This is a genomic window from Pseudomonas sp. PDM13, from assembly GCF_025685765.1.
Taxonomy (GTDB): Bacteria; Pseudomonadota; Gammaproteobacteria; order Pseudomonadales; family Pseudomonadaceae; genus Metapseudomonas; species Metapseudomonas solani.
Genome location: NZ_JAOTQU010000027.1, coordinates 34,106 through 56,418 on the forward strand (window position 1 = coordinate 34,106; position 22,313 = coordinate 56,418).

Annotated in this window: 15 protein-coding genes; 3 read left to right on the forward strand and 12 right to left on the reverse strand. The window is 62.4% G+C overall.

Annotated elements, in window-relative coordinates; genetic code table 11:
• From OEJ36_RS24370 to OEJ36_RS24385, 4 genes are all read right to left on the reverse strand, one after another.
• Positions 1-2,433 (reverse strand): TonB-dependent siderophore receptor, encoded by a 2,433-nt coding sequence (locus tag OEJ36_RS24370; RefSeq protein WP_263403715.1) that lies wholly within the window; start codon positions 2,431-2,433, stop codon positions 1-3.
• A gap of 105 nt (positions 2,434-2,538) precedes the next feature.
• Positions 2,539-3,483: a FecR domain-containing protein gene (locus tag OEJ36_RS24375; protein ID WP_263403716.1), complete on the reverse strand. Its 945-nt coding sequence runs from the start codon at positions 3,481-3,483 to the stop codon at positions 2,539-2,541.
• Positions 3,480-4,043 (reverse strand): sigma-70 family RNA polymerase sigma factor, encoded by a 564-nt coding sequence (locus tag OEJ36_RS24380; RefSeq protein WP_263403717.1) that lies wholly within the window; start codon positions 4,041-4,043, stop codon positions 3,480-3,482. Before OEJ36_RS24380 ends, OEJ36_RS24375 begins: the two co-directional genes overlap by 4 nt.
• A 126-nt stretch (positions 4,044-4,169) precedes the next feature.
• Positions 4,170-5,210, reverse strand: coding sequence for a cytochrome-c peroxidase (locus OEJ36_RS24385; RefSeq protein ID WP_263403718.1), 1,041 nt, complete (start codon positions 5,208-5,210; stop codon positions 4,170-4,172).
• 185 nt (positions 5,211-5,395) lie between these two features.
• Here OEJ36_RS24385 and OEJ36_RS24390 point away from each other — a divergent pair, with 185 nt between their 5' ends.
• On the forward strand, positions 5,396-5,968 hold the full coding sequence (locus tag OEJ36_RS24390) for a DUF4124 domain-containing protein (protein ID WP_263403719.1): 573 nt from the start codon (positions 5,396-5,398) through the stop codon (positions 5,966-5,968).
• A gap of 46 nt (positions 5,969-6,014) precedes the next feature.
• Positions 6,015-6,752 carry a substrate-binding periplasmic protein gene (locus OEJ36_RS24395; RefSeq protein WP_263403720.1) on the forward strand — a complete coding sequence of 246 codons (738 nt, stop codon included), beginning with the start codon at positions 6,015-6,017 and terminating at the stop codon, positions 6,750-6,752.
• Between the two features lie 5 nt (positions 6,753-6,757).
• Here the strand turns inward: OEJ36_RS24395 and OEJ36_RS24400 are convergent, their stop codons facing one another.
• From OEJ36_RS24400 to OEJ36_RS24435, 8 genes are all read right to left on the reverse strand, one after another.
• Positions 6,758-8,971: an ankyrin repeat domain-containing protein gene (locus OEJ36_RS24400; RefSeq protein ID WP_263403721.1), complete on the reverse strand. Its 2,214-nt coding sequence runs from the start codon at positions 8,969-8,971 to the stop codon at positions 6,758-6,760.
• 83 nt (positions 8,972-9,054) lie between these two features.
• The gene (locus tag OEJ36_RS24405) at positions 9,055-9,840 is read right to left on the reverse strand and encodes a hypothetical protein (RefSeq protein WP_263403722.1); all 786 of its coding nucleotides are present in this window, start codon (positions 9,838-9,840) and stop codon (positions 9,055-9,057) included.
• Positions 9,841-10,010: 170 nt separating this feature from the next.
• On the reverse strand, positions 10,011-10,415 hold the full coding sequence (locus OEJ36_RS24410) for a lysozyme inhibitor LprI family protein (RefSeq protein ID WP_263403723.1): 405 nt from the start codon (positions 10,413-10,415) through the stop codon (positions 10,011-10,013).
• Positions 10,416-10,473: 58 nt separating this feature from the next.
• Positions 10,474-11,202, reverse strand: coding sequence for a hypothetical protein (locus OEJ36_RS24415; protein ID WP_263403724.1), 729 nt, complete (start codon positions 11,200-11,202; stop codon positions 10,474-10,476).
• A gap of 872 nt (positions 11,203-12,074) precedes the next feature.
• Complete coding sequence (locus OEJ36_RS24420; RefSeq protein WP_263403725.1) at positions 12,075-13,025, reverse strand: hypothetical protein; 951 nt, start codon at positions 13,023-13,025, stop codon at positions 12,075-12,077.
• Positions 13,026-13,099: 74 nt separating this feature from the next.
• Positions 13,100-13,729 (reverse strand): hypothetical protein, encoded by a 630-nt coding sequence (locus OEJ36_RS24425; RefSeq protein ID WP_263403726.1) that lies wholly within the window; start codon positions 13,727-13,729, stop codon positions 13,100-13,102.
• A 618-nt stretch (positions 13,730-14,347) separates the two neighbouring features.
• Entirely contained in the window at positions 14,348-15,019 is a 672-nt protein-coding gene (locus OEJ36_RS24430) for a hypothetical protein (RefSeq protein ID WP_263403727.1), read from the reverse strand.
• A gap of 137 nt (positions 15,020-15,156) precedes the next feature.
• Entirely contained in the window at positions 15,157-21,390 is a 6,234-nt protein-coding gene (locus tag OEJ36_RS24435) for a calcium-binding protein (protein ID WP_317891602.1), read from the reverse strand.
• Positions 21,391-21,447: 57 nt separating this feature from the next.
• Here OEJ36_RS24435 and OEJ36_RS24445 point away from each other — a divergent pair, with 57 nt between their 5' ends.
• Complete coding sequence (locus OEJ36_RS24445; protein ID WP_263403762.1) at positions 21,448-22,272, forward strand: hypothetical protein; 825 nt, start codon at positions 21,448-21,450, stop codon at positions 22,270-22,272.
• Positions 22,273-22,313: the final 41 nt, after the last annotated feature.

Here is a 22,313-nt window from a genome sequence, read left to right on the forward strand (position 1 = left end):
TCACCAGGCGTAGTTGAGGTTGGCGGTGAGGGTGCGGCTGGCGCCGTAGAAGCAGGAATCGGAACCCGCGCAGGACGCCGCGTAGACCTTGTCGGTGAGGTTGCTGGCGTTGAGCTGCACCGAGGCGCCGTCCAGCTCTGGCGCCAGGAACTTCAGCTCGTAGCCGAGCATGGCGTCGAACAGAGTCACCGAGGCCACCTTGTAGGTGTTGCGCGCGTCGCCGTAGCTGGAGCCGACGTAGCGCGCGCCGGCACCGACCGAGAGCCCCGGCACGCCGAGGGCGGCCAGCTGGTAGGTGCCCCAGAGCGAGGCCAGGTGGTTGGGCTGGCGCGCCGGCTGCATGCCCTCGACACCGGCCTGCGCGGACTCGGTGACCTCGGGCTTGAGGTAGGTGAAGGAACCCACCAGTTCCAGGTTCTCGCCCAGGTTGCCGCGCGCCTCGAACTCCAGGCCACGGGCGTGCACCTCGCCGTTCTGCACGTTGTAGCCGAGGTTGCTGTCCCAGGCGACGACGTTGCGCTGGGTCAGGTCGAACCAGGCCAGGGTGAACAGCGCCTCGGTGCCCAACGGTTGGTACTTCACACCGACCTCGGTCTGCTTGCCGGTGGTGGGCTTGAAGGGCGAACTGCCCGGCGCGCCGCTGCTCAGCTCCGGCTCGAAGGAGGTGCTGTAGCTGGCGTAGGGCGAGATGCCGTTTTCGAAGGCGTAGAGCAGGCCCACGCGGCCGGTGAACTTGTCGTCCTTGACGGTCACGCGGGTGTCGGCGAGGTGGTTGTCGGTCTCCACTTCCGAGCGGTCCTGGCGACCGCCGATCATCAGGTTCCAGCCGCCCCACTCGATCTGGTCCTGCAGGTAGGCACCCAGTTGCTCGGCACGCTGGCTGTTGTCGTCGATGGTGGTGAGGGGGCCCACCGGCACGTGGTAGACGGGGTTCTGCGAATCCAGCAGGTAGTTGTCGAACCAGTTCAGGTCGCGGGCGGTGTCGGTGTCCAGGCGCGTGCGCTTGTAGTCGACGCCGGCCAGCAGGGTGTGGGCCAGCGGGCCGGTCTGGAAGTCGAACTGCAGCTGGTTGTCCACCACCCACTGTTTCAGCTCCTCGCGGGAGGCCGAGGGCGCGCGGCGCAGGTAGCGGCCGTCGGCGGTCATGGTCATGAACACCATCTGCCGGTAGTCGGCATCCTCCTGCAGGTAGCGCAGGTTCTGGCGGAAGGTCAGCAGGTCGTTGAAGCGGTGTTCGAACTGGTAGCCGAGGGAGGATTGCTCGCGCTCGGACTTGTAGAAGTCCGGGTCGCCCACGTCGAAGTGGCGCGACAGGCGACCGAAGCGCCCGGAGTTGGCGACGCCCTCGGTGGGCCAGAAGTTGCGGTAGCCGGCTTCCGGATCGTGCTGGTAGTAGCCGAGCAGGGTCAGGCGGGTGTCCTCGTCGGGCTGCCAGGTGAGCGCAGGCGCCAGGGCGTGGCGTTCCTCGTCCACGTGGTCCACCTCCGCCTGGCCTTTGCTGAGCACGCCGTTGAGGCGATAGAGCAGCGTACCGGCTTCGTCCAGCTGGCCGTTGAGGTCGAAGGCGCCACGGCGCAGCGAGTCGCTGCCCACGCCCAGCTGCAGGGCGTTCCTGGCGTCCTGGGACGGCCGCTTGCTGGTCATCGCCAGCAGCCCGCCCGGGCTGGCCTGGCCGTAGAGCACCGAGGCCGGGCCGTGGATCAGCTCGACCCGCTCGAGCATCCAGGGGTCGACCTGGGAGCGTGACTCGCCGCCGAAGCTGAGGCCATCGAGGTAGGTGGGCGTGTAGCCGAAGCCGCGAGAGAACACCTCGTCCACGCGGTGCGAGGAGCCCCGGTATTCAGCAAAGGTACCGCCGGCATAGCGCAGCGCCTGGGCCACGCTGGTGACGCCCTGATCGTCCATCTGGTCGCGGGTGACCACCGATACCGACTGCGCGGTGCGGATCAGCGGCGTGTCGGTCTTGGTGCCGGCAGCGCTGCGCTCGGCCACGTAGCCACGCAGCGGGCCACTAACGTCCTGGCGGTTGCCGATGATGCTGGTGGCGCCCAGCTCGACGCCAGCGCCGGCTTCCGGCAGCGGCCGCACCAGGTAGACGCCCTCGCCGCCCGGCACCGCTTCCAGGCCGGTGCCGCGCATCAGCCGCTGCAGGCCTTCGAGCACCGACCAGTTGCCGCTGAGGCCGGGGCTCTGCTTGCCGGCGGCCAGCGCCGGGGGCATGGCGACGCTGACGCCGGCCTGCTCGGCAAAGGCCGCCAGGGCAGCGGAGAGACTGCCGGCGGGCACATTGAAGCCCTGCTGGGCCTCGCTGGCTGCGAGGGCGACGGCGGGCAGCGCCACCAGGGGCGCGCCGGAAACCAGCAACATGGCCAGCAGGCCGTGGCGTACCGCGCGGACACTGGGGCGCAGCGAAGTCGGGAAGCTGTGGTTCATGGGTGTGTTCGGACTCTTGTCAGTGGGCAGTGAGTGTTTTTCTGCCGCCTTGACACGCGAATCGAAGAAAGGGGACAGGCGCGATGAAAAAATTTCCAACCCGCATCAGACGGGCTGGATCGACGCCCAGTAACGGGTGCGGTAGACCACCCGCACGGGCAGCACCTGGGCCAGGCTGTCCAGCACCGGCGTGGTGTTGGCCAGTTGGAAGGCACCGGAGAGGCGCAACTCGGCCACCGCATCGGCGCAACTGACGAAGCCAGCCCGATAACGCTGCAGCTCGGCGGCGAAATCGGCCAGGCGCATGCCGTCGGCCACCAGCAGGCCACGGGTCCAGGCGTCCACCTGGGCCGCCAGCGGCGTGATCGCCCGGGCGCCGCCCCGCTCGAAGCTGAGCTGCTGCCCCGCGTGTACCTGCAGCGCTGCATCGGCTTCACCGCCGGGGCGCACTTCCAGCACGCCATCGAGCACCGCCACGCGGGTCACGCCGCCCTCCTGGCGCACGTTGAAGCGCCCGCCCTGGGCACGCATGCAGCCGTCGGCGCTGCGCACCACCAGCGGTCGCGCCTCGGTAACGGCGTGCAGCAGCATCTCGCCCTGGCGCAGCACCAGGCGCCGGCACTCGGCGCTGAAGTCCAGGTCCACCGCACTGGCGCTGTTGAGCTCCAGCGAGCTGCCATCGGCCAGTTCGAAGCGCCGCCGTTCGCCCCGCGCGGTGCGCAGGTCCGCCAGCCAGCCCTGGGCCGTGGCCGCGTGATAGCCGCCCCAGCCGAGGGGCGCGGCGCCGGCCAGCACAAGCAGGGATTTGAGCACCTCGCGCCGGGCCACGAGGCGGCTGCGCCCCAGCGCCGGCATGCCCAGGGAGGACGGCAACTGGCCGAAGCGCTGGGCGATGTACAGGGCCTTCTGCCAGGCCGCCTCGTGGTCCGCGTGGCTGGCCCGCCAGCGAGCGCAGGCCTCGTGGTCGGCGCTGCCGGCTTCCGGGGACTGCAGCTGCACGAACCATTCGGCCGCCTCGTGCACCACCCGGGGGTCGAGGGTGCCGCTCATGGCAGCGCCAGCATGCAGTGGGCCAGCGCCTGGGCGATGTAGCGCTTGATGCTGCGCTCGCAGACGTCCATGCGCGCGGCGATCTCGCCATAGGTCAGCCCTTCCAGCTGCGCCAGCAGGAAGGCCTCGCGCACCCGCGCCGGCAGGCCATCGAGCAATGCATCCACCTCGTGCAGCACCTCCACCAGCAGCAGTTGCTGCTCGGGGGACGGCGCCTCGGCTTCCGGCAGCAGGGCCAGGGCCTGCTGCCAGGCGCGCTCCAGGGATTGCCGGCGGTAGTGGTTGAGCAGCACCCGCTTGGCCACAGTGGTGAGGTAGGCGCGCGGCTCCTGCAGGGTGCCCAGCTGCAGCGCCTGCTCGCGCTGCCCCACGGCCAGCAGCACCTTGACGAAGGTGTCCTGCGCCAGGTCGGCGGCCTGCCAGGTGTCGCCCATGCGGAAGGTCAGCCAGCCGCAGAGCCAGTTGTGGTGCTGGCGGTAGAAGGTACCGAGGTCGTTGGACGCGGAAGAGGAATTGGCGGTGGGCACGATGGCGACCCAGGCAAATGAGAAGCGTCGCATTTAATAATAATTATCATCTAGATCCAAGAGGTGTTCGGCGAAAGGCGGCAATGGGTCACGCCCGGCGACGCGTTAACACCACCGCCCAGGTTGGGGGCGGTGGTTCTCCTGGGGCTCTGCAACGGGCTATTCAGGCCGTGGCGTACTCGCTGTGCTGGCCGGCAGGATCGGGTAGCTGACATCCGGCTGGCGCCCCGATAGCCCGTGGAGGAAGGCGGTGATCGCGGCCACTTCCTTGTCCTTGAGTTCGCGGCCCAGCTGGCTGTTGCCCATGATCGCCACCGCCTCCTTCAGCTCCCAGACCTGGCCGCTGTGGAAGTACGGCGCGGTGAGGGCGATGTTGCGCAGGGGCGCGGCGCGGAATACGTAGGCGTCGCTGGAGGTCTTGGTCACCGCGAAGCGGCCCTTGTCGCCGATGGGCAGGATGTCTTCGGTGGGCTTGCGCACCAGGCCGAAGGGGAAGTACGCCTGGCCGCCGACGTTGACGCCGTTGTGGCAGGCGCTGCAGCCGGTGTCGATGAACAGCGCCAAGCCTTCCTTCTGCTGGGCGTCCAGGGCCTTGTCATCCCCCGCCAGGTAGCGGTCGAAGGGCGAGTCCGGGGTGGTCAGGGTCGCTTCGAAGGCCTCGATGGCCAGGGCCATGTTGTCGAAGCTCACCGGTTTCTCCGCCTTGGGGAAGGCTGCGGAGAAGGCCGCCACGTACTCGGGGATGCTGGCCAGGGTCTGCTCGACACGCTCGGGGGTGTTGTTCATCTCCACGCTGGCCTGGATCGGGCCCTTGGCCTGGGCTTGCAGGTCTTCGGCGCGGCCGTCCCAGAACTGCGCGGCGTTGAACACCGCATTGAACACCGTTGGCGAGTTCCGCGGCCCTTTCTGCCAGCCGTGGCCCACCGAGGTGGGCACGTTATCCGCGCCGCCGGTGCCGATGTTGTGGCAGGTGTTGCAGCTGATGATGTGGCTGCGGGAGAGGCGCGGCTCGAAGAACAGCTGCTTGCCGAGGGCGATCTGCGCCTCGGTGAGCGTGCGCCCCTGGGTCTGCGAGACCGTGGCCGGCACCGGTTTGAACAGCGCAGTGGCCCTGTCGCGCAGGGGATCCGCCGTGGCCTCCCAGGGCAATGCTGCTGCGAACGTAAGACCACCGAGCACTAACATCTGTATAGGGCGCATAGGAGTGACTCCTCAGGCTTTCTTCTGGTTTGCCTCAGGAGAGTTCAGCCAGCCACCGCGCTTCTTGATTTGCATCAAGAGGCCGCCGCAAGCGCAGCGGTGCGATTGTCGCAGCGGGGGCTGTCACCACCCCGGGCCAGTGGATAGACTCCTCGACCATTGCGGCCCCAGCACAAGGATGTTCGATGCGCTCCCCCCTCAGCCTCACCCCGGCCCTGCTCGCCTGCGCCCTGCTCCTCGCGCCCCTGGCCCCGGCCTCCGCCGCCATCTTCAAATGCAAGGCCGCCAATGGCGCCACCCAGTTCTCCGACCGCCCCTGCGGAAGTCCGGAAAACCAGGAAGAGATCGCCCACGAGAACCCCGCACCGCCAGCTCCCAGCAGCACGGGGCAAACCGGCAAGGCCACCTTGCCGCTGGACGATATCCAGGCGAGCTACACGGCGGCCGAGCAGGCCAACCCGCCGCTGCTGACCCTGGCCGACCTGCAGGGCACCTGGTCGGACCTGGACTTCGACTCGCCCCTGCGCGGCTATTGGGTGTTCGGCTCCAGCACCGTGCGCATGGACCGCAAGGGCATGGAAATCCGTGATCGCGTGAAGATCACCGTCCGCTTCAGGCTCAAGGGCAATCTGCTGACCTACATTCATGAGCCCGATTCCTTCCGCAATAAGCGCTGGGAAGAGAAGGTCGTGATCGAGCGCTACGAACCTGGCCGGCTGATCGACTTCGGCTCCGTGGTGCTCTATCGCGTCAGGTAGCGCATCGCCCGGCTACGCTGAACCCAAGAGTTTTCGAGACCGCCTCATGAAAGGGCTTTTCACCCGCTTGCTGCTCAGCGCCGCGCTCGCCATCCAGGCCGCTGGCGCCACCGAACTGCGCCTGCTCACCGACAACCACCCGCCCCTGCATTTCGAGCGCGATGGCGAGCTGGTGGGCTTCGCCGTCGACCTGGTGCGCGAACTCGCCCGGGAGACCGGTGACAGCATCCAGCTGGAGCGTCTGCCACTGCTGCGTGCCCTGGTGATCGCCCGCGAAGGTCCGGACGTGGCCGTCTTCACCATCCTGCGCACCCCGGAACGCGAGGCCGACTACCGACTGGTGGGCCCGGTGCTGGAGGTGGAAACCGCGCTCTACGCCCTCGCCGACCACACCCCCGCCATCGCCGGCCTGGACAACGCGCGCAAGGTGCAGCACATCGCCATGCCGCGCAAATGGCTGGTCTACCGCCGACTGCAGGAAATGGGCTTCACCAACCTCTACGGCGTCGACACCCCCGAACAGATGATGCGCCTGCTACGGCTGGGCCGTACCGAACTGGTGGCCGCCGACACCCTCAGCGTCGCCACCCTGGCCCGCGAGGAAGGCCTCGCCCCGCAGCAACTGCGCTACGTGGCGCCGGTGATGCACCAGGGCAGCTACATCGCCTTCTCCCGGCAGACCGATGCCCACATCGTCGCCCGCTGGCAGCAGTCGCTGGAGAAGGTGCGCGCAGATGGGCGGCTGGTGAAGCTGGAGCGGAAGTGGCTGGGTGGGCCGAGGTAGCCCTCCTACAGGGTTGCGCTGCCGGTCTGTGCCGGGCGGATGAACAGGGTCTTGAAATCGACGCTCTCCTTGCTCTGCAGCACCGTCAGCGTCCAATCACCCTCCAGCTCCTCACGCCCGGCGGGTGACGGGGTGATAGTCCTTGTCCCCTCGTTCTGGCTGGAAAGCGTCCAGCCGATACGTTCGGCGGGAATCACCAGGCTGCGGGGGTGCAGCAGGTAGAGGTAGCGGGACGCGTAATCCGGCCCGTCCTTCTGCACCATGCGCACCTCAACGCCATCGAACTGCAGCCCGTGCACCGTCGCTCCCGGGACGGCTTGCACCGCCTGCAACAGCTTGGCCGCCCGTGCTTCCGTCCTGTGGGCCTTCAATGCCTGGTAATAGGCATACACCGCGCCCGCCCGGCAGTAATAAGTGCCGTTGTAGAACGGCCAGGAACTGCCCGACGCGTCACAGGCCAGCCCCTGGTTGAACCAGGCATTGGCCACCAGCTTGGCGTCCTTGCTGCTGTCGATCAGCGCCTGCCCGGCCTGCAGCGACACGCCGAGCTCGCCATCGCGCAGCGCCACCAGTGACAGGTCGCTCAAGGCCCGCTCGTTGTGAGGCTGGATATTGATCGCCAGGGTCAGCTTGCGCAGCGCCAGCTTCAGGTCGCCTGCGCCATAGGCCTTCTCGCCCTCCAGCACCAGCCGCTTGGCACGCGCCTGCAAGGCCTCGTCCGAAGGTGGCTTGAGCAGCGCCCCCACCTCCGCCACCTGGGCCGGGGAAATGTTCGGGTTCGGCTCCTCGGCATTCGCGGCGGTGTACTGGTGCAGCCAATCCAGGGGCGTACGCCCTTCCTCGTCCGGCCGATGCGCCTGGATGAAAGGCTCGGCACCGTTGTCCACCAGCAGCCGCACCAGCGCTGGCGAGGCGTAGCGCGCCGCATAGTGCAGCGCGGTCATATTGCGGGTGGTGATGCTGTAGTAGCAGTCGTCCTCGGGGATGACGGTCACCGCATTGGGGTTGGCACCCTGCTCCAGCAGGATGCGCGCGGATTCGGGCTGGTCGTAGTGCGCGGCGTACATCAGCGCCGTCTTGCCGAAGGCGTTGGCCTGGTTGACGTCGGCGCCCCGCTCGATCAGGTACTCGAGCGCCGCAGGGTACTCGATGGCGATGGACAGATCGCTGACCTGGCCTTCGATGGCACGGATCTCGTCCATGGGGCGATGGGCGAGGATGGCGTTGCGCAGGGCGGTTTCGTCCTTGGGAAAGGGTTCATACATGTAGAAGCGGATGCCGCTGCTGATCGCTCCCTCCAGTGCCTGGCGAGCCATGGTACGGGCCTGCCCGTCGCTCCAGCCGAAGCGCCGCTGGTAGAACGCCGCCATCACCGTCTGGCTGCTGGTCATCTGCTGTAGAAAGACCCGGTATGCCTTGTACTCGGCAACACCCGTGGCCGCCCAGAGCTGCAGGTTGCTCAGATCCTGCTCATAGGAGCCGTCACCGACATCGTCCCGTACCGCCCAGGGCCGGTAATAGACCTCCTGCAGCCTGGCCCCGATACGCTCGCTCCAGCGCTCATGGGTCCGCAGGCTGCCGCACCAGTTTCCCGCCCCTTGCCTCATATTCGATGTGCGGGCGCTCAGCTCGCGGACCGATGCACGCAGCTCGGCAGGAACGATATCCGCCACCCTGTCCACCGCTGGAGCCGTGCTGATCCTGCATGCCGTCCAGGTCAGATCATCGTTGAGTTGGTTGATCTCGACCGTGTCGGACTTTCCATCGATACCGCTGGCAATGCTGAAGAGTCGTTTATCCGCGCCCTTGAACAGCGCGATGTCGGCAGCTGGGGCGGGTGAGCCTTTCGCCATCGCCTCCAACTGCTCCCGGCTCGGCTCAGGCCCTCGGCTTGCCACGTACTGATAGCGTTCGCATGCGCTGCCACAACCGCTATGGGTATACACCTGAACGTGGATCGGCCCCTTCGCATTGGCAAGATCATCGCCCCAAGGCTGCACTTGCTCCGCCCCAGGCAGCTCGAACGACGCCCAGCGCTTCGGCGACAGGAAATGGGCCTTGGCAGCCTTGATGGCCTCATCGCAGAGCGCACCCTTGCCTTCGACCAGCACCGGGGTGAACCAGGGCCTTACCAGCGCCGGGCGTGCTGGCTCTTCGGCGGCCTGTGTGGCGCCGAGCAAAAGCATCAGGGGAAGACAAAGCAACGGCATGAAGCGCATGGAACATCCTTGTATCGAGCGTTCGAGTGCAGAAGTAAATCAGGGCCGCTGTATAGCGCTTTAAACCCCGGGCCGGCAATGAATCAGAACAGCCGTCTGGCATCACGCGTTCCGGCTCCCGTCTCATCCTCCTCGGTCAGCACCTCACCACAGTTCGAGGCCGCAACGCTCCACTGGTGGTCGACCAGGCCACGGTCGAAGGACTCCCGCCATTCCCAGTATTCGCGGCGCTTTCTCGCCAGGTAGTCCGGGTGCGGCTCGCCGGCATGCGCACTGTCGCAGCATTCCGTATCGAGGAAGGTGTAGCTCACGCGATAGAAGTGCCGACCGAAGCCACGGAACCGTTCATAAAGGCTCGGGCTGTAGTCCAGCTTCGCCGTGGCGACCGAATCGAGCCTTTCTACTCGGCGGGTATCCAGGAGGCTGGCGCCGCCTGAGTCATCTTTCCGGTAGCTCACCAGCACGTAGGGTTCATGCAGGCTGCGCGGGTCGAAGCCGGGGCGCCGCGGCGCAATCGGCTCGATGGAGAAGTTCGCCTCGAACGAGCGGTCGTTGTGCGAGAACGCCTCCATGAGCGTCGGGAAGTCATAGCGTGGCGGATTGCGGATGACACCGGTCTTGAGCTTCTGCCCGCCCAGGTACTCGTCATGGGTGCGGCTGTTCTCCATTGCCAGGCGCACCAGGCTGCGCAGCAAGGCCTGGCGATGCTCCTCGGGGCTAAGGGCACGATCCAGCGCCATGCAGATACCCCCATCGAGGCGCTGGACTCGATACAAGGAATAGACGGCAAGTGACAGCAACGGCACCAGCGCAACGGCCAGTACAGCCGCAAGTAATCGCTTTCCGAATCGGTTGTTTGAAACTGACATTGATCATCCTTGACTGCATGTAAAGCGCCGGCTCCTGCCAGCACATCGAAACCGGTCCTGTGGCAACAGCCGAGACAGGTGGATACCGAAGATCTATCGCTCGATGCTTTCCACTTCCCGACGAACTTCCTTCATGAGCCGCCTGACCCGATTGCACCAGGCTCATCGACCTAGTGGAGGCAGTTATCACAGGACAGCTGGATCCGCCTGAGCCCCTGAATGCGCGTGTCATTCAACTCCACCTGGCAAGCCTTTAGAAACAGCGCATGCTGGCTCTCCGGGTCACGAAAACCCCGAGCCCCCACTGACTGGACAGCACATTCGCGGCGGCGGAACTCCAGCCAGGCATGTTGGGCCGCATCAAACAACTGGAGGTCCACCTTCAAACGAGTGCGAATACCTTGCACTGTCGCATTGAGTTCATCTTCTGAGCGTTGATAAAGAGGCTCGACGCACATCACCACCTGATCACTGCTCAGGTTAAAGCAACCCGCAACCTCACCCCCGGCTTCCTCGGCCTGCGCGCTCCCGCAAACCGCGAATACAAGAGTGATCAACGTCGTGCGCATATCCATTCGTTTGGAGCTCCTCAATGTGCAAGTTCTTGTCATGAAACGGATTCGCGACGTCGCATCACATCTGGATACCGCTCACTTCCCTGCGGACCGCCTCCATGATCACGCGCCAGTTCACCAGCGCGCTGTACTCGAATAGAACTCGAACCTGCAGCCCTGAACCCAGGTAGTAGTACGCGTTGCAATCACCGTTTCTCAGGACTGGATCCTTTGGCCGGGCCACACTGCAAAAGAACTCCCGGCCATTCCCGCGCGGCCCATCCGCTGGCACATAGACATAGGCTCCTGAGTATTCAGCCTCTGCGGCAGGCCCTTTCAGGGGATATTCGATAAGGCCCAGTGTTGGACGGGCAACAGGTGTCTCGGCTTCCTCCTTCTCCGCCTCGAAATAGGTCTTTCCGTTGGGATCACCCATTTTCAGGATATCGACCATGACCCTGCTGTTCCGAGCGGTTGGGACGGGATTTCCCTTGTGAATGCCCGCCTGGTCGATAAACAGCAGCAAGCTCAACTCATCGGCCTTGCCCGGGCGGATGTCTTCAGACGAATACACGTCAAACTCCACGTCGTTCGGTATTCGGAATGACACTCCGCTGACTTCAATGGTATTGGCCGCCCCCTCGACGATCCCATGCGCCGCCCGGTACTCGGGAGTATGGGTCGCGGGCCTTTCCTTTCCGCATGCAACCAGGGCAAGGCAGACAAGCAAGATCGTCAGACCGGAATAGGTCTCTCCATGCCCAGATACCGATAGACGCTGCCCTCCGCAGAGCACCTTGAAACTCATACATCCCCCTGCTCGACCCGAGCACGCAATACTTAAGAAAACGCCCCACTTCCTCAACAGAACCTAATTGATCATCCCCACTATGTCCGCTGTGGAAGAGTTAATTTTCCTTATAAGACCTTGCCAGTCAGACAGAGCCGACTCCGCAAACTCGAATTGAGCTTCCCAACCACGCCCCACATCTAGAGTTAGGGTACAGGAGTGGCGATTACACAAAAAAATATAAGGATTACCAAGACGGGTCCTGTAGGCATCCAAGTCCTCTACGACCCACCATCTGGTCCCCTCTGGCATTGCATCACTTTCATACTTGGCAAGCCCGGGAAAAACATCACCATCTTTAGCTGCTCGAAAAACCTTTTTCCCGCTAACTACAGTCCGTGCACGCTCCTCATACTGACGTGGGTATAGCGTTTTACCTTGAATATCAGCGTTCACAGGAAAGGGGTACTCAAACCATCCACCTCCCTCCAAAAGAGGCCGCCCATCCAGTAATGAATTTTTGTATTCAACCTGAACCACTCGCGGATTCTTTCCAGGCAAGCCCCCACCACACCCTGCCTCCCCTTCGGGTGAGAAATCAGGCAGACAATAATGCAGATAAACCGAATACCCGTTGATATCTCCATATATAGGGGCATATTTATTGTCCCCCCCCCTGAGCCCAGGCCCAACATCCACAGCGGCACCAACAAGAGGAAAGAAAGAAAATGCAAGGAAAACGTATAAACGCACCCGATCAATACACATGCATTGCCCTAAATTTCAAAAAACCACCCAAGATGGGGCCATGACAACTTCCAAGCATCAGAGCACACGAACAAATGGATCACTCTACCTGCACGCCATTAAGCAGCGCCGTGATAACCCACTCACTTCTCCCAGGCAACAGGCATGACAATGCACTGCAACTCAGGCGAGCCGTTTCGGTGCATTGAAAATACAAGAAGCTCAGGTGGGGCAAAGGTGCGTGTCGGTACCGATACAAAAACTACCCCCTTGGGCAGGCTGTACACCGCCCAATAGGTGCTGAAGCTCAATCCCACATTTCTAACCAAGCGATTCCTCTGCCGCCCATATATCGACTGCCCGGACTTCGCATCGCCCGTAACCTGTAAAATCGGCTCTTGCCTGGTGGAAACCCATTCCTCCGCCAGCCTGCTGTTCGCCGGTAGATTCATCACATGCTGAATAAGCCCGGCTGCGGTGCCACACCTGCCTCTCTTGCCTTGCCACTTCAAGCAGTCAGGGCCATACGAACGCAGCTTGTCAGGGCTCTCATGAAGGGCCTCATCAGTGATCATCAACTGCTGAGTTCCATGCTCCTGGATGATTCCGGTCTTCCTGTAGATCTGCTCAATCGATCCATCGCCATCCACGTCCATCGACACGTACTCCAAGGCGCGCTCCACCCCCGTCCATTCAGGCATCGCTCTGGACTCTTCCAGTGGCTGGAAAGCCAACCTGCGACTGGAGCTGGAGAGCCACTCAAAGAGATTGCCCGCCGATACACCCTCTTTGTTCATGTCCTCCAGGAACTCGGCACAAAGCGCTTCGTCCCGAACACCCGCCAGTTGATAAAAACCCGCTGGCCGCCTCGTCGATAAAAGAGACTCGATCTTCGCCCCGCCCTTCACCAGGACCGCTTTCCTGATGTCCGAATAGAAGGCATTTCCGTGGAGCACTTCTTCAGTGGTCAACACCTTTTCAGCTTTCGCTGCAAACAGAGCGTTTGAGGCCAGCAAGAAAAATGTCAGGCCCATTAAATGAAGAAGACCCCATGAAGAAGCGGCAAGCCTGGGTCTTCCAAATCCAATAAACATACGTCTCCTACGTACTCGGCCTCAAAAAGGCACACTGGCGTCGGCCAAACCCAATCGGGTTGCACCTACCAACTTTAAATTTCAACGCGACACAATCCAATGAACCAGTTTTGCTCTATCCTTCTGTAAACACATTCCCCCCGCTCCCAATCTGGAGGCGTGTCATCCAGGGATTCAAATAACCGAGCATACCTATCAACAGGGTAAGTATGAACGGGCAACTGAAAGCGCCTTCCCTCAACCTTGGGCATCACTGGAAAGTACACAAGCGTTTTCCGAACAAGAGAAAAACCAGAACCCAAGAGAATCACAGCGAAACCTTCTTTCTCATTCCCTTCAGCACCGACATCCACAATTATAGAGTGACACCGCTGCAGTAACTGACCGCACTCCGCCTCGCGAAACGCATCATCCTGAATTAATCTCCGGTAAAACAGCCTTGAATAAGGTCTACTGGTCCACATTGGAGAGGTCTCACCAATCTGCCTTAACCCAGCAGCAACAAGGCGCTTGCGATTCTCATCCTGTCGCACCCACGGACCACGGCCACGCTCAACTCGGTGCCTATATTCGTAGACCAGCGCCTCAATCTCCGCACGATTCAATTCGAAGTGCCGGATGTAGAATTCATCATTGGGAAGCGGATTGTATCGCCCCCATAAAACAGTCAATACAGCGATGACCGAGAGGGCAATCAGGCTCACTCTAAATCTGGTCAACCTCACTCCCAAAAGCAGAACAGACAATTCAGCACCTCAGCAAAACAATCAACATCAAGACAGGCATCCTCCCACATACGACACCCAGGGTGGCTTTATACGTCTTTGAACACCGGATTGATCTTATCCAATTCATTATCCGCACCCACTCCATACCTACCTAAAACAGGTAAGGCAGTCTTCAGAAAAGCTAAAAACCTTACTTTACCTGCTGCGAGCAACTGCCCACCTCTGAACTCAACCAAATCCCCAAACAAGCCATCAACATAAACCTCTTGAATCAACCCATTCAAATAAACGTAAAATGATGCACCACACGAACTATCCCTGCCACTCGCGCAAGGGAAAACGTAATAATCGTTATGCCTATCGACAACCCAGAACGACCTCTCCCAATTAGAAAAACCATTTATCTCAAGCCATACTTTCTTTACAGGATCACAGCTTGCATCAGAGATGCACTTTCTCCCAATCGGCACTATTCATTTTCTCGAAAAAATAAGGCATAAATTTACTCCATGAAACTGGAGAACCGGCAGAAAGCATCCGTACCGCCCAGCACCGACACACCTTCTTCCCTATTAACATTCTGACACCCCAAACTCACCCACTCTCTTTAATGCTAATTTCGCACAACTCACCATGAACCCCATAAACTAAAATCGGCAACCCTGTTCCTCTCTCAGCGCGATAAACCCTTATGAATCTCTTCCAACCACTCACATGGGCTTTATATTTTTTATCTAGACGAGGATCAATCTGAAGCCAGTAGACCTTACCCTCATAAAAAAACAGTTCCCCACCCACCGCAAGAGGGCGACCATCCGACCCTAAATAGCTCCGACTTATTTCATCCCCATCAGCCAACACATACGCATAAGCCTGCCCAAAAATTCCGGATTTGCGATATATCGCCACCCGTTCATTTTCTCCATCGTTATCTATATCCACGGACATAAAAAAAGCCCGCCAAACCCCGGAATACAGGTTACTCACAGAGCGATCAACCCCACTCCAAGTAAGCTCATCAATTTCTGCCAAGCCAATAGTCGATGCCTCAACCTGAATACGAACCGCTCTCCCAGCAGACATTTCAACTGAATCAGGCCTATCCAGCCCATGCACCCACTGAGAGAGTTTCTCTTCGGTTATCCCTCCGCCCTTAGAATACTCATGCAAATCATTGCAAACTCCCCAGCGCGAATGTTGGTTAGCAATAGAGCCTTCAGAGAACGCCCCTAAAAGCAGTAGCACCAAGAAAAACCGATAGCGCATAAACCTACCTACAGCATCGACTCAATGAAAAAGTGAAAATATGCTATCTGCATCAAACAACACACCGCATAAGCGGGAAAACCACATGAAAACAGCCCGCCATAAGGCGGGCTGCTCCAGTCGCTACATCTTCACACTCACTGCCAGTTGGCGGCGATCACCACATTGAGCTGATCCCGCTGGGCCTGGGACAGGTTCATCTCCCCGCCCGTGGGCGCGCCGAAGGCGGCCATGGCGTTGACCAGGTTGTCCAGCTGGTTGGCGTAGAGCGTGGAGCTGCCGGCTTGCACCGCGTCCAGTTTCTGCGCCGCCCCCGCGTACCAGTCCTGCACGGTGATGGCGTCGGCCGATCCCAGCACGTCGACCACCAGGTTGTTGCCCTGCCGGGACAGCCAGAGGTTCTCGCGGGTGATGCCTTCGATGCTCAGCACATCGTTGTCGGCGGGCTTGTTCGACAGGTTGTTGATGACGTCCTGGCCGTCGCCGGCGGCGAAGCGGTAGGTGTCGTTGCCATCCCCGCCGATCAGGTAGTCATTGCCCTTGCCGCCACGCAGCGTGTCGTTGCCCGCACCACCGTCGATCAGGTCCGCGTCCGAGGAGCCGAGGATGTTCTGATCGCCCGCCTGGCCGGCCAGGACGGTGCCGAAGCTGCGGTCGTCCGGGACGTTCAGGTAGTTCGGCGAACCGACGGTGTCGGGGTTGGTGAGCCCAAAGGCGCTGAACACCTGGGCAGCGGTCAGTTGCCCGCCGGCCGCGAAGGTGATCACGTCGACGACGCTGTCGCCACCCAGGAACCAGTTCTTCAGGGTGACCTTGTCGGTGCCGCCACTGATGTTGAGCACCAGGTCGTTACCGCTCTTGGTCAGGCCGCTGCCCACCTGGTTGTAGGTGATGCCTTCGAAGCGCAGCGTGTCATAGCCACCACCGGTGTTGTCGATGACGTCCTGCCCGCTGCCGGCGCTGAAGACATAGGTGTCGTCGCCGCGACCGCCGAGCAGGGTGTCGTTGCCCTGGCCACCGACGAGGGTGTCGTTGCCATTTCCCCCTTCCAGGCGGTCGTTGCCGGCACCGCCGGACAGCGAGTCGTTGCCGTTGTAGCCGAGCAGCAGGTCGCGCTGGGCGGTGCCGTTGAGGGCGCCGTCGTTGCCCGCCGTGCCCTGCACGGTGTTGTCGAAGGCCGCTACCGGTGTCGGCATGGCGATACCGAACGCGCCGAAGATCTGCGCGGCGGTGAGTTGGCCACCGGTCTCGAAGGTGAAGGTTTCCACCAGGTTGTCGCCACCCAGGAAGAAGTCCTTCAGCGTCACCTGGTTGGTGGTGCTGCCGTTGACCTTAAGGATCAGGTCGTTGCCCGACTTGGACAGGCCCGAGCCCACCTGGTTGTAGGTGATGCCACCGGCGAAGCGCAGGGTGTCCGCTGCGCCGCCCGCTTCCTCGATCACATCCAGCCCGGCGGTGTAGACGTAGGTGTCATCACCCACGCCGCCCAGCAGGCGGTCATTGCCCGCCGCGCCGGCCAGGGTGTCGTTGCCGGCACCGCCGATCAGCACGTCGTTGCCGGCGGTGCCGGTGAGCGAGTCGGCACCGCCCAGGCCGGGAACCGGCGGTTGCCCGGTGCCAGGGTCGGTGGGCGTGCCCGGGTCGGTCGGTTCCGGGTCCACCGGGCCGGGGGTGCCGGTGCCGTCCGGGAAGGCGGTGATCATGCCGGCGATCTGCGCGGTGGTGAGGTAGCTGCCGCCGTCGTCCGGCTGCACGTAGTCGATGGCCGAGTCACCGCCCAGGAAGTGGTTGGTGATGCGCAGCTGATGAGCCATGTCCTTGTCGACGAGGATGACCAGGTCATTGCCGTCGCGGTGGAAGCTCAGGCGCGCACGGGCCACGCCATTGAGCACAAAGACGCCGTCGAAGCCGCCACCGGTGTTGTCGATGACGTCCTTGCCGCCGCCGGCGCGGTAGTAGTACTTGTCGTCACCGGTGCCACCCACCAGACGGTCGTTGCCGTCCTCGCCGTCCAGCACGTCGTTGCCCGCGCCGCCGATGATCACATCGTCGCCGGAACCCGCATTGCCGCCGTTGCCGCCGGAGAGGTAGTCGTTGCCGTCACCGCCCTCCAGCTGGTCGTTGCCGGCCATGCCGAACAGGGTGTCGTTGCCGGCCAGGCCGCGCAGCAGGTCGCGACCGTCGTAGCCGGAGAGGCGATCCGCCGCCGTGCCGCCGTCGATCACCGCCTCGTAGCCACCGGCCACGCCGTTGGCCGCAGCCATATGGCCGATGCGCGCGGCGGTGAGCATGAAACCGCCCTCCGGCTGCACATAGCTGATGGCCTTGTCGCCACCGAGGAAGTGCCCGAGCACACGCACCGACTGCTGTGCATCACCGTCCACCAGGATCAGCAGGTCGTCACCGTCACGGCGGAAGCTCAGCCGGTCCTGGGTGATGCCGCCGGAGAAGAACACGCCGTCGTTGCCGCCACCGGTGTTGTCGATGACATCCGCACCGTCGCCCAGGCTGTAGACGTACTTGTCGTCGCCAGTGCCGCCGATGAGGCGGTCGGCGCCTGCACCGCCGTCAAGCTGGTCGTTGCCGGAACCGCCGAGGATCAGGTCATCGCCGTCCTCGCCTTCGAGGTAGTCGTTGCCACCCTCGCCGAGAATGGTGTCGTTGCCGGCACGCCCCCAGGCCTTGTCGTCACCGGCACCCAGGTGGATGGTGTCGGCGAGGTTGCGGTAACCGAGGATGCTGTCGGCGTTGTCGGTGCCGTGGTGGATCACGCGGTTTTCGACATCTGCCTGGCTCAGCGAGCTGCCATCGGCGAAGGTCAGGCTGTCGAGCTTGAAGTGGTCGGTGGGCTCCTTGAACCAGTTCTGCACGGTGATGCGGTCAGTGCCGTTGGCGTGCTCAATGATCAGGTCCAGGCCACGACGGTGGAAGCCCAGGTCCGCCGCGCTGATGCCCTCGCCGAAGCTCAGGGTGTCGAAGCTCGGCGTGATGTTGCTGAAGGCCTCGTTGGCGCGGCGCTCGATCAACAGGTCCTGGCCGTCACCGAGGTTGAAGCGGTAGGTGTCGTCACCGAAGGAGCCGTAGAGCGTGTCGTTGCCGGTGCCGCCTTCGATAACGCTGGCGTTGCCGCTCCAGGCGTCGTTGCGCGCGACGATCAGGTCATTGCCCGCCCCACCAACCAGGGTGTCGGAGCCCTGGCCATGGAGCGTGTCGTTGCCATCGCCGCCCAGCAGCTCGCCGTAGCCTTCCAGCAGGTCGTCACCGCTGCCGCCGTCGAGCAGGCCATTGCCCTGCAGGGTGTCGTTGCCGGCGTCACCGAACAACTGGTCATTGCCGCCGCCACCGATCAGCGAGTCATGGCCTTCGCCACCGCGCAGGGTGTCGTTGCCATCGCCGCCGTCGAGCAGGTCGTCGCCCGCATCGCCGGCCAGCAAGTCGGCCTGGTAACCACCAAACAGGGAGTCGTTGCCATCGCCGCCGGAGAGCTGGTTCTCGCCCTCTTCGCCGTACAGCTGGTCGTCACCCGCACCGCCGAAGAGCGTGTCGTTGCCCGCTTCGCCATGCAGGGTGTCGTTGCCGTCACCACCCAGCACCTGGTCGTTGCCGAAGCCCGCCTGGACGAGGTCGTTGCCCAGGCCCGCGTCGATCACATCGTCGTCGGCATGGCCGTAGATGGCGTCGTCATGAGCGGTGCCCTCCAGTGCCTTGAGCTTGAGGGTGTCGAAGTCCCAGGCCAGGCCGCCGTCGAAGACGAATTGCTCGATGGCGTACACACCAGGCTGCCCAGCCTGGTAGGAGAACTGTCCCTGGATCCGTACGCTGTCGCCCGTGGTCTTATGGGTCACCACCAGGTCTTCGCCGTCACGGCGCAGCAGCAGGTCCTCCGGTGCCACACCGTCGAAGCGAACGCTGTCGGTACCGCTCCGGTCGATGATGAGGTCATGACCCCAATGCGCCGCGAGCCGGTACTGGTCATTGCCGGCGGCGCCTTCGAGTTGGTCGTCGCCCGCCCCACCGTCCAGCAGGTCATCGCCCTCACCGGCCAACAGGGTGTCATTGCCAAGGCCGCCTTCGACGAGATCGTTGCCGACCCCGGCGTCCAGGAGGTCGTCCCCTTCGCCGCCTCGCAGAGTGTCATTGCCAGCACCCGCGTAGACCGTATCGTTCCCGCCAAGTGCGTCGATCAGGTCGTCGGTGGAATAGGCGTTGATCAGGTCGCCCGCGGCAGTACCGTCCAGGGTGAGCTGGCGCAGTTGCGTAGCGGCGATGAAGGTTTCCAGCCCATCGCCGTAGCGCAGGCGAATACCGCTCAGCGGCACCTCTTCGCGGAAGAACGCGGAAAGCGAGATCAGGTCAGCCGGGCTGTCCGGGAACGAAACCTCAAGGCTGGTGCCATTACGGCGGAAGACCAGGGTTTCCAGGGGCAGGTCCGCGAGGTAGATGGTCACGATCCCCTCGTAGGCGTCCACGATCACATCCTGGCCATCACCCCGGGCGAACAGGTAGTTGTTGGTGCCATTGCCACCGTCGAGGCGGTCGTTACCCTTGCCACCGCTCAGGAAGTCATCACCGGCGCCCCCCACCAGAGTGTCGTCGCCGTCGCCACCTTGCAGGGTGTCGCGGCCGGCGCTGCCATTGAGGTAGTCGTTGCCGGCACCGCCGACCAGCGTATCGTCACCGACACCCGCGTCGATACGATCGTTGCCTTCTCCCCCATCCAGGTAGTCATTGCCCTCGCCACCCTCCAGCACGTCGTCACCGGCCTCGCCGAACAGCCGGTCATCGCCGATGCCACCGTCAAGGGTATCGCGCCCCTCGCCGCCCAGCAGGGTGTCGTTGCCGGCATAACCGAACAGTCGATCGTCCCCCGCCAGACCGGAGAGCTGATCGTTGGTCACGTAGCCCTCGATCAGGTCGTTACCGGCAGTGGCCTGCAACACCAGGCCCTTGACGTCCGCGATGCTCCAGACCGTGCCGTTGTGGAACTCGATGCGGTCGACAGCGATGCCATTGGTACCTTCGGCGCTGAAGTAATTGGTGAGCCGCACGCTGTCAGTGGCCGAGGTCTGCAGCAGCAGGTCACTGCCATTGCGCTTCACGCCAACGGCGGCGGGATCGATCCCCGCGCCGAACACCACCCGGTCGATCTTGCCGCCGGCTGCATCGGCCGCGTTATCGATCACATCGTTGCCATGGCCGACATCGAACAGGTAGGTGTCGTTGCCGCGTCCACCGACAAGCGAATCGTTGCCGACACCGCCGACCAGGGAATCATTGCCATCGTCGCCCATCAGCACGTCATCGCCGGCACCGCCGGAGAGCTGATCGTGGCCACCCAGGCCGTGGATGCTGTCGTTACCGGCCAGAGCATCGATGCTGTCACCAGCGGCGGTGCCGAACACCAGGTCATTGCCAGCGGTCAGCGACGATGCGGTCAGCAGGTCGAGCATCTGCTGCTGGCTCAGGCCTCCGCCATCGACGAAACGGATCGCCTCGATGGCGCCATAGGCCAGCGAACCATCGAAGTCGAAGAAGTTGTCGATGCGCACCGAGCCGGCATCGCTGCCGTCCGCGTTCTTGACGTTGATCCAGACGGTGGTGGTGTTCCGAGAAAACACCAGGTCGCTCTGGCTGATACCCGAACCGAACACCAGTTGGTCCAGACCGCCACGGTCGAGAACGGCATCGTTACCTTGACCACGAGCAAAGTGATAGCTGTCGACGCCGGAATAGCCATACAGGCGATCGTCACCTTCCTGCCCGTAAAAGATGGTCCCGGCTTCGACACCGTAAAGCGTGTCATTACCCGCGGTACCGATACGTTTGGAAAAGTCGAAATACGTCGCCAGATTTACGTTGGATGCGGCAATGGCCTGGAAGGCGGCGTCGCGCTTGGCGCGATAGCTGGGCGAGTAGGTACCGAGATCGGTAAGGATGGCTACAACGCCACGAATGCGCTCCTGTTCACCATTGGCCAGCAGCCCGTTGAGCTTGCCCTGCAACGAGTTCCAGTCAACAACGATGCTTGGCGCATCGGAGCCGAACGCCGACTTGATGATGTCCAGCTCTTTTGCGTACTCGGTCTGCGCGAGAATCTGCGCAGCAGTGAAGCGTTTGAACTCCAGGTACTCGGCCACCAAGATCGGCGCCGCCTGCCCATGGGGGTTCGGGTCGCGTTCGCCCCAGCACCAGGTGCCCAGGTAGGGCCGCCCCACCAGGTTCTCCAGGGTGACGAGCTGACGCGCATCCATCACATGGCTGTAGACCTTCTTGGGGTCACGGCTGTAAGGGTCGACATCAGCAGCACCGGCCCAGCGGTAAATAAGGTTATCGAGCAGTGCATCGCGGCTGGCTGCATCGGTAGCCGACACGTATTGGGCAAGCAATCCTTTGAGCGCAGGATCCAGCTCCATGGCCTGGTGCAGGTCATGAACGTTGCCGAAGCCTTTCGCGTTGGCGAGGAAATGAATATCGGGCGTCAGAACGATATCGCCGCTGTTGATACGGCGGGCCCCATCGACCTTGAACCAGACATCCGCCGCAACGGAGGCCGCTCCATTTGCCAGGGTTACGCTGCCGATCTGTCGGTACTCATGGCCGTTGGCATCTTTCTGGGTAGAGGCTGTATAGCCAGTGCTGATAGAAACGACACCCGCGTCGGCCAGGCTCTGCAGTTCACCCGCATCACTGATGCCGTTGCCGTTCAGATCGCGCCACACCTGCAGCGACGAATACGAGGCGTCATCGGAGTTGATCAATCCATCGCCGTTATTGTCGTATTCGGCCAGTGCCTGGAAGCCATTCTCGGCAGTCTTGCCATTGTTGAGGATGCTGTGGTTGCCAAACAGCTCTGCGCCATTGCTGATGCGCCCATCCCCATTGCGATCATGTACGAGCAATCCATCATCAGGACTGACCCAACCGCTTCGTTCACTCAAGCCATCATTGTTCAGGTCGAAATAGGCCGAGCCCACTTTCTTGGTCTCGATCCCGTCACCGTCCAGGTCGATGACGATAGGCGAGGTTCTGGTTTCGCCTTCATTGGTGTCGGGGACTTCTTCCTCTTCTTCCTCCTCTTCTGGCTCGGTTTCGAGATTGATGCCCAGATCACCATTCTTGAACTGGTTGATCGTGAGACCACCATTTATAACCAGCGTGGTACCGTTCAGGACATAGATGTTTCCGCCCCCCTTATACTCATTCTCTGGGTCGTCCTCCTTCCTCTTCCCCCCTGTAAGGAGTTTATTACCTAGAATGACTGCTCCCATTCCGAGCGAATCATCTTCGACGGTAT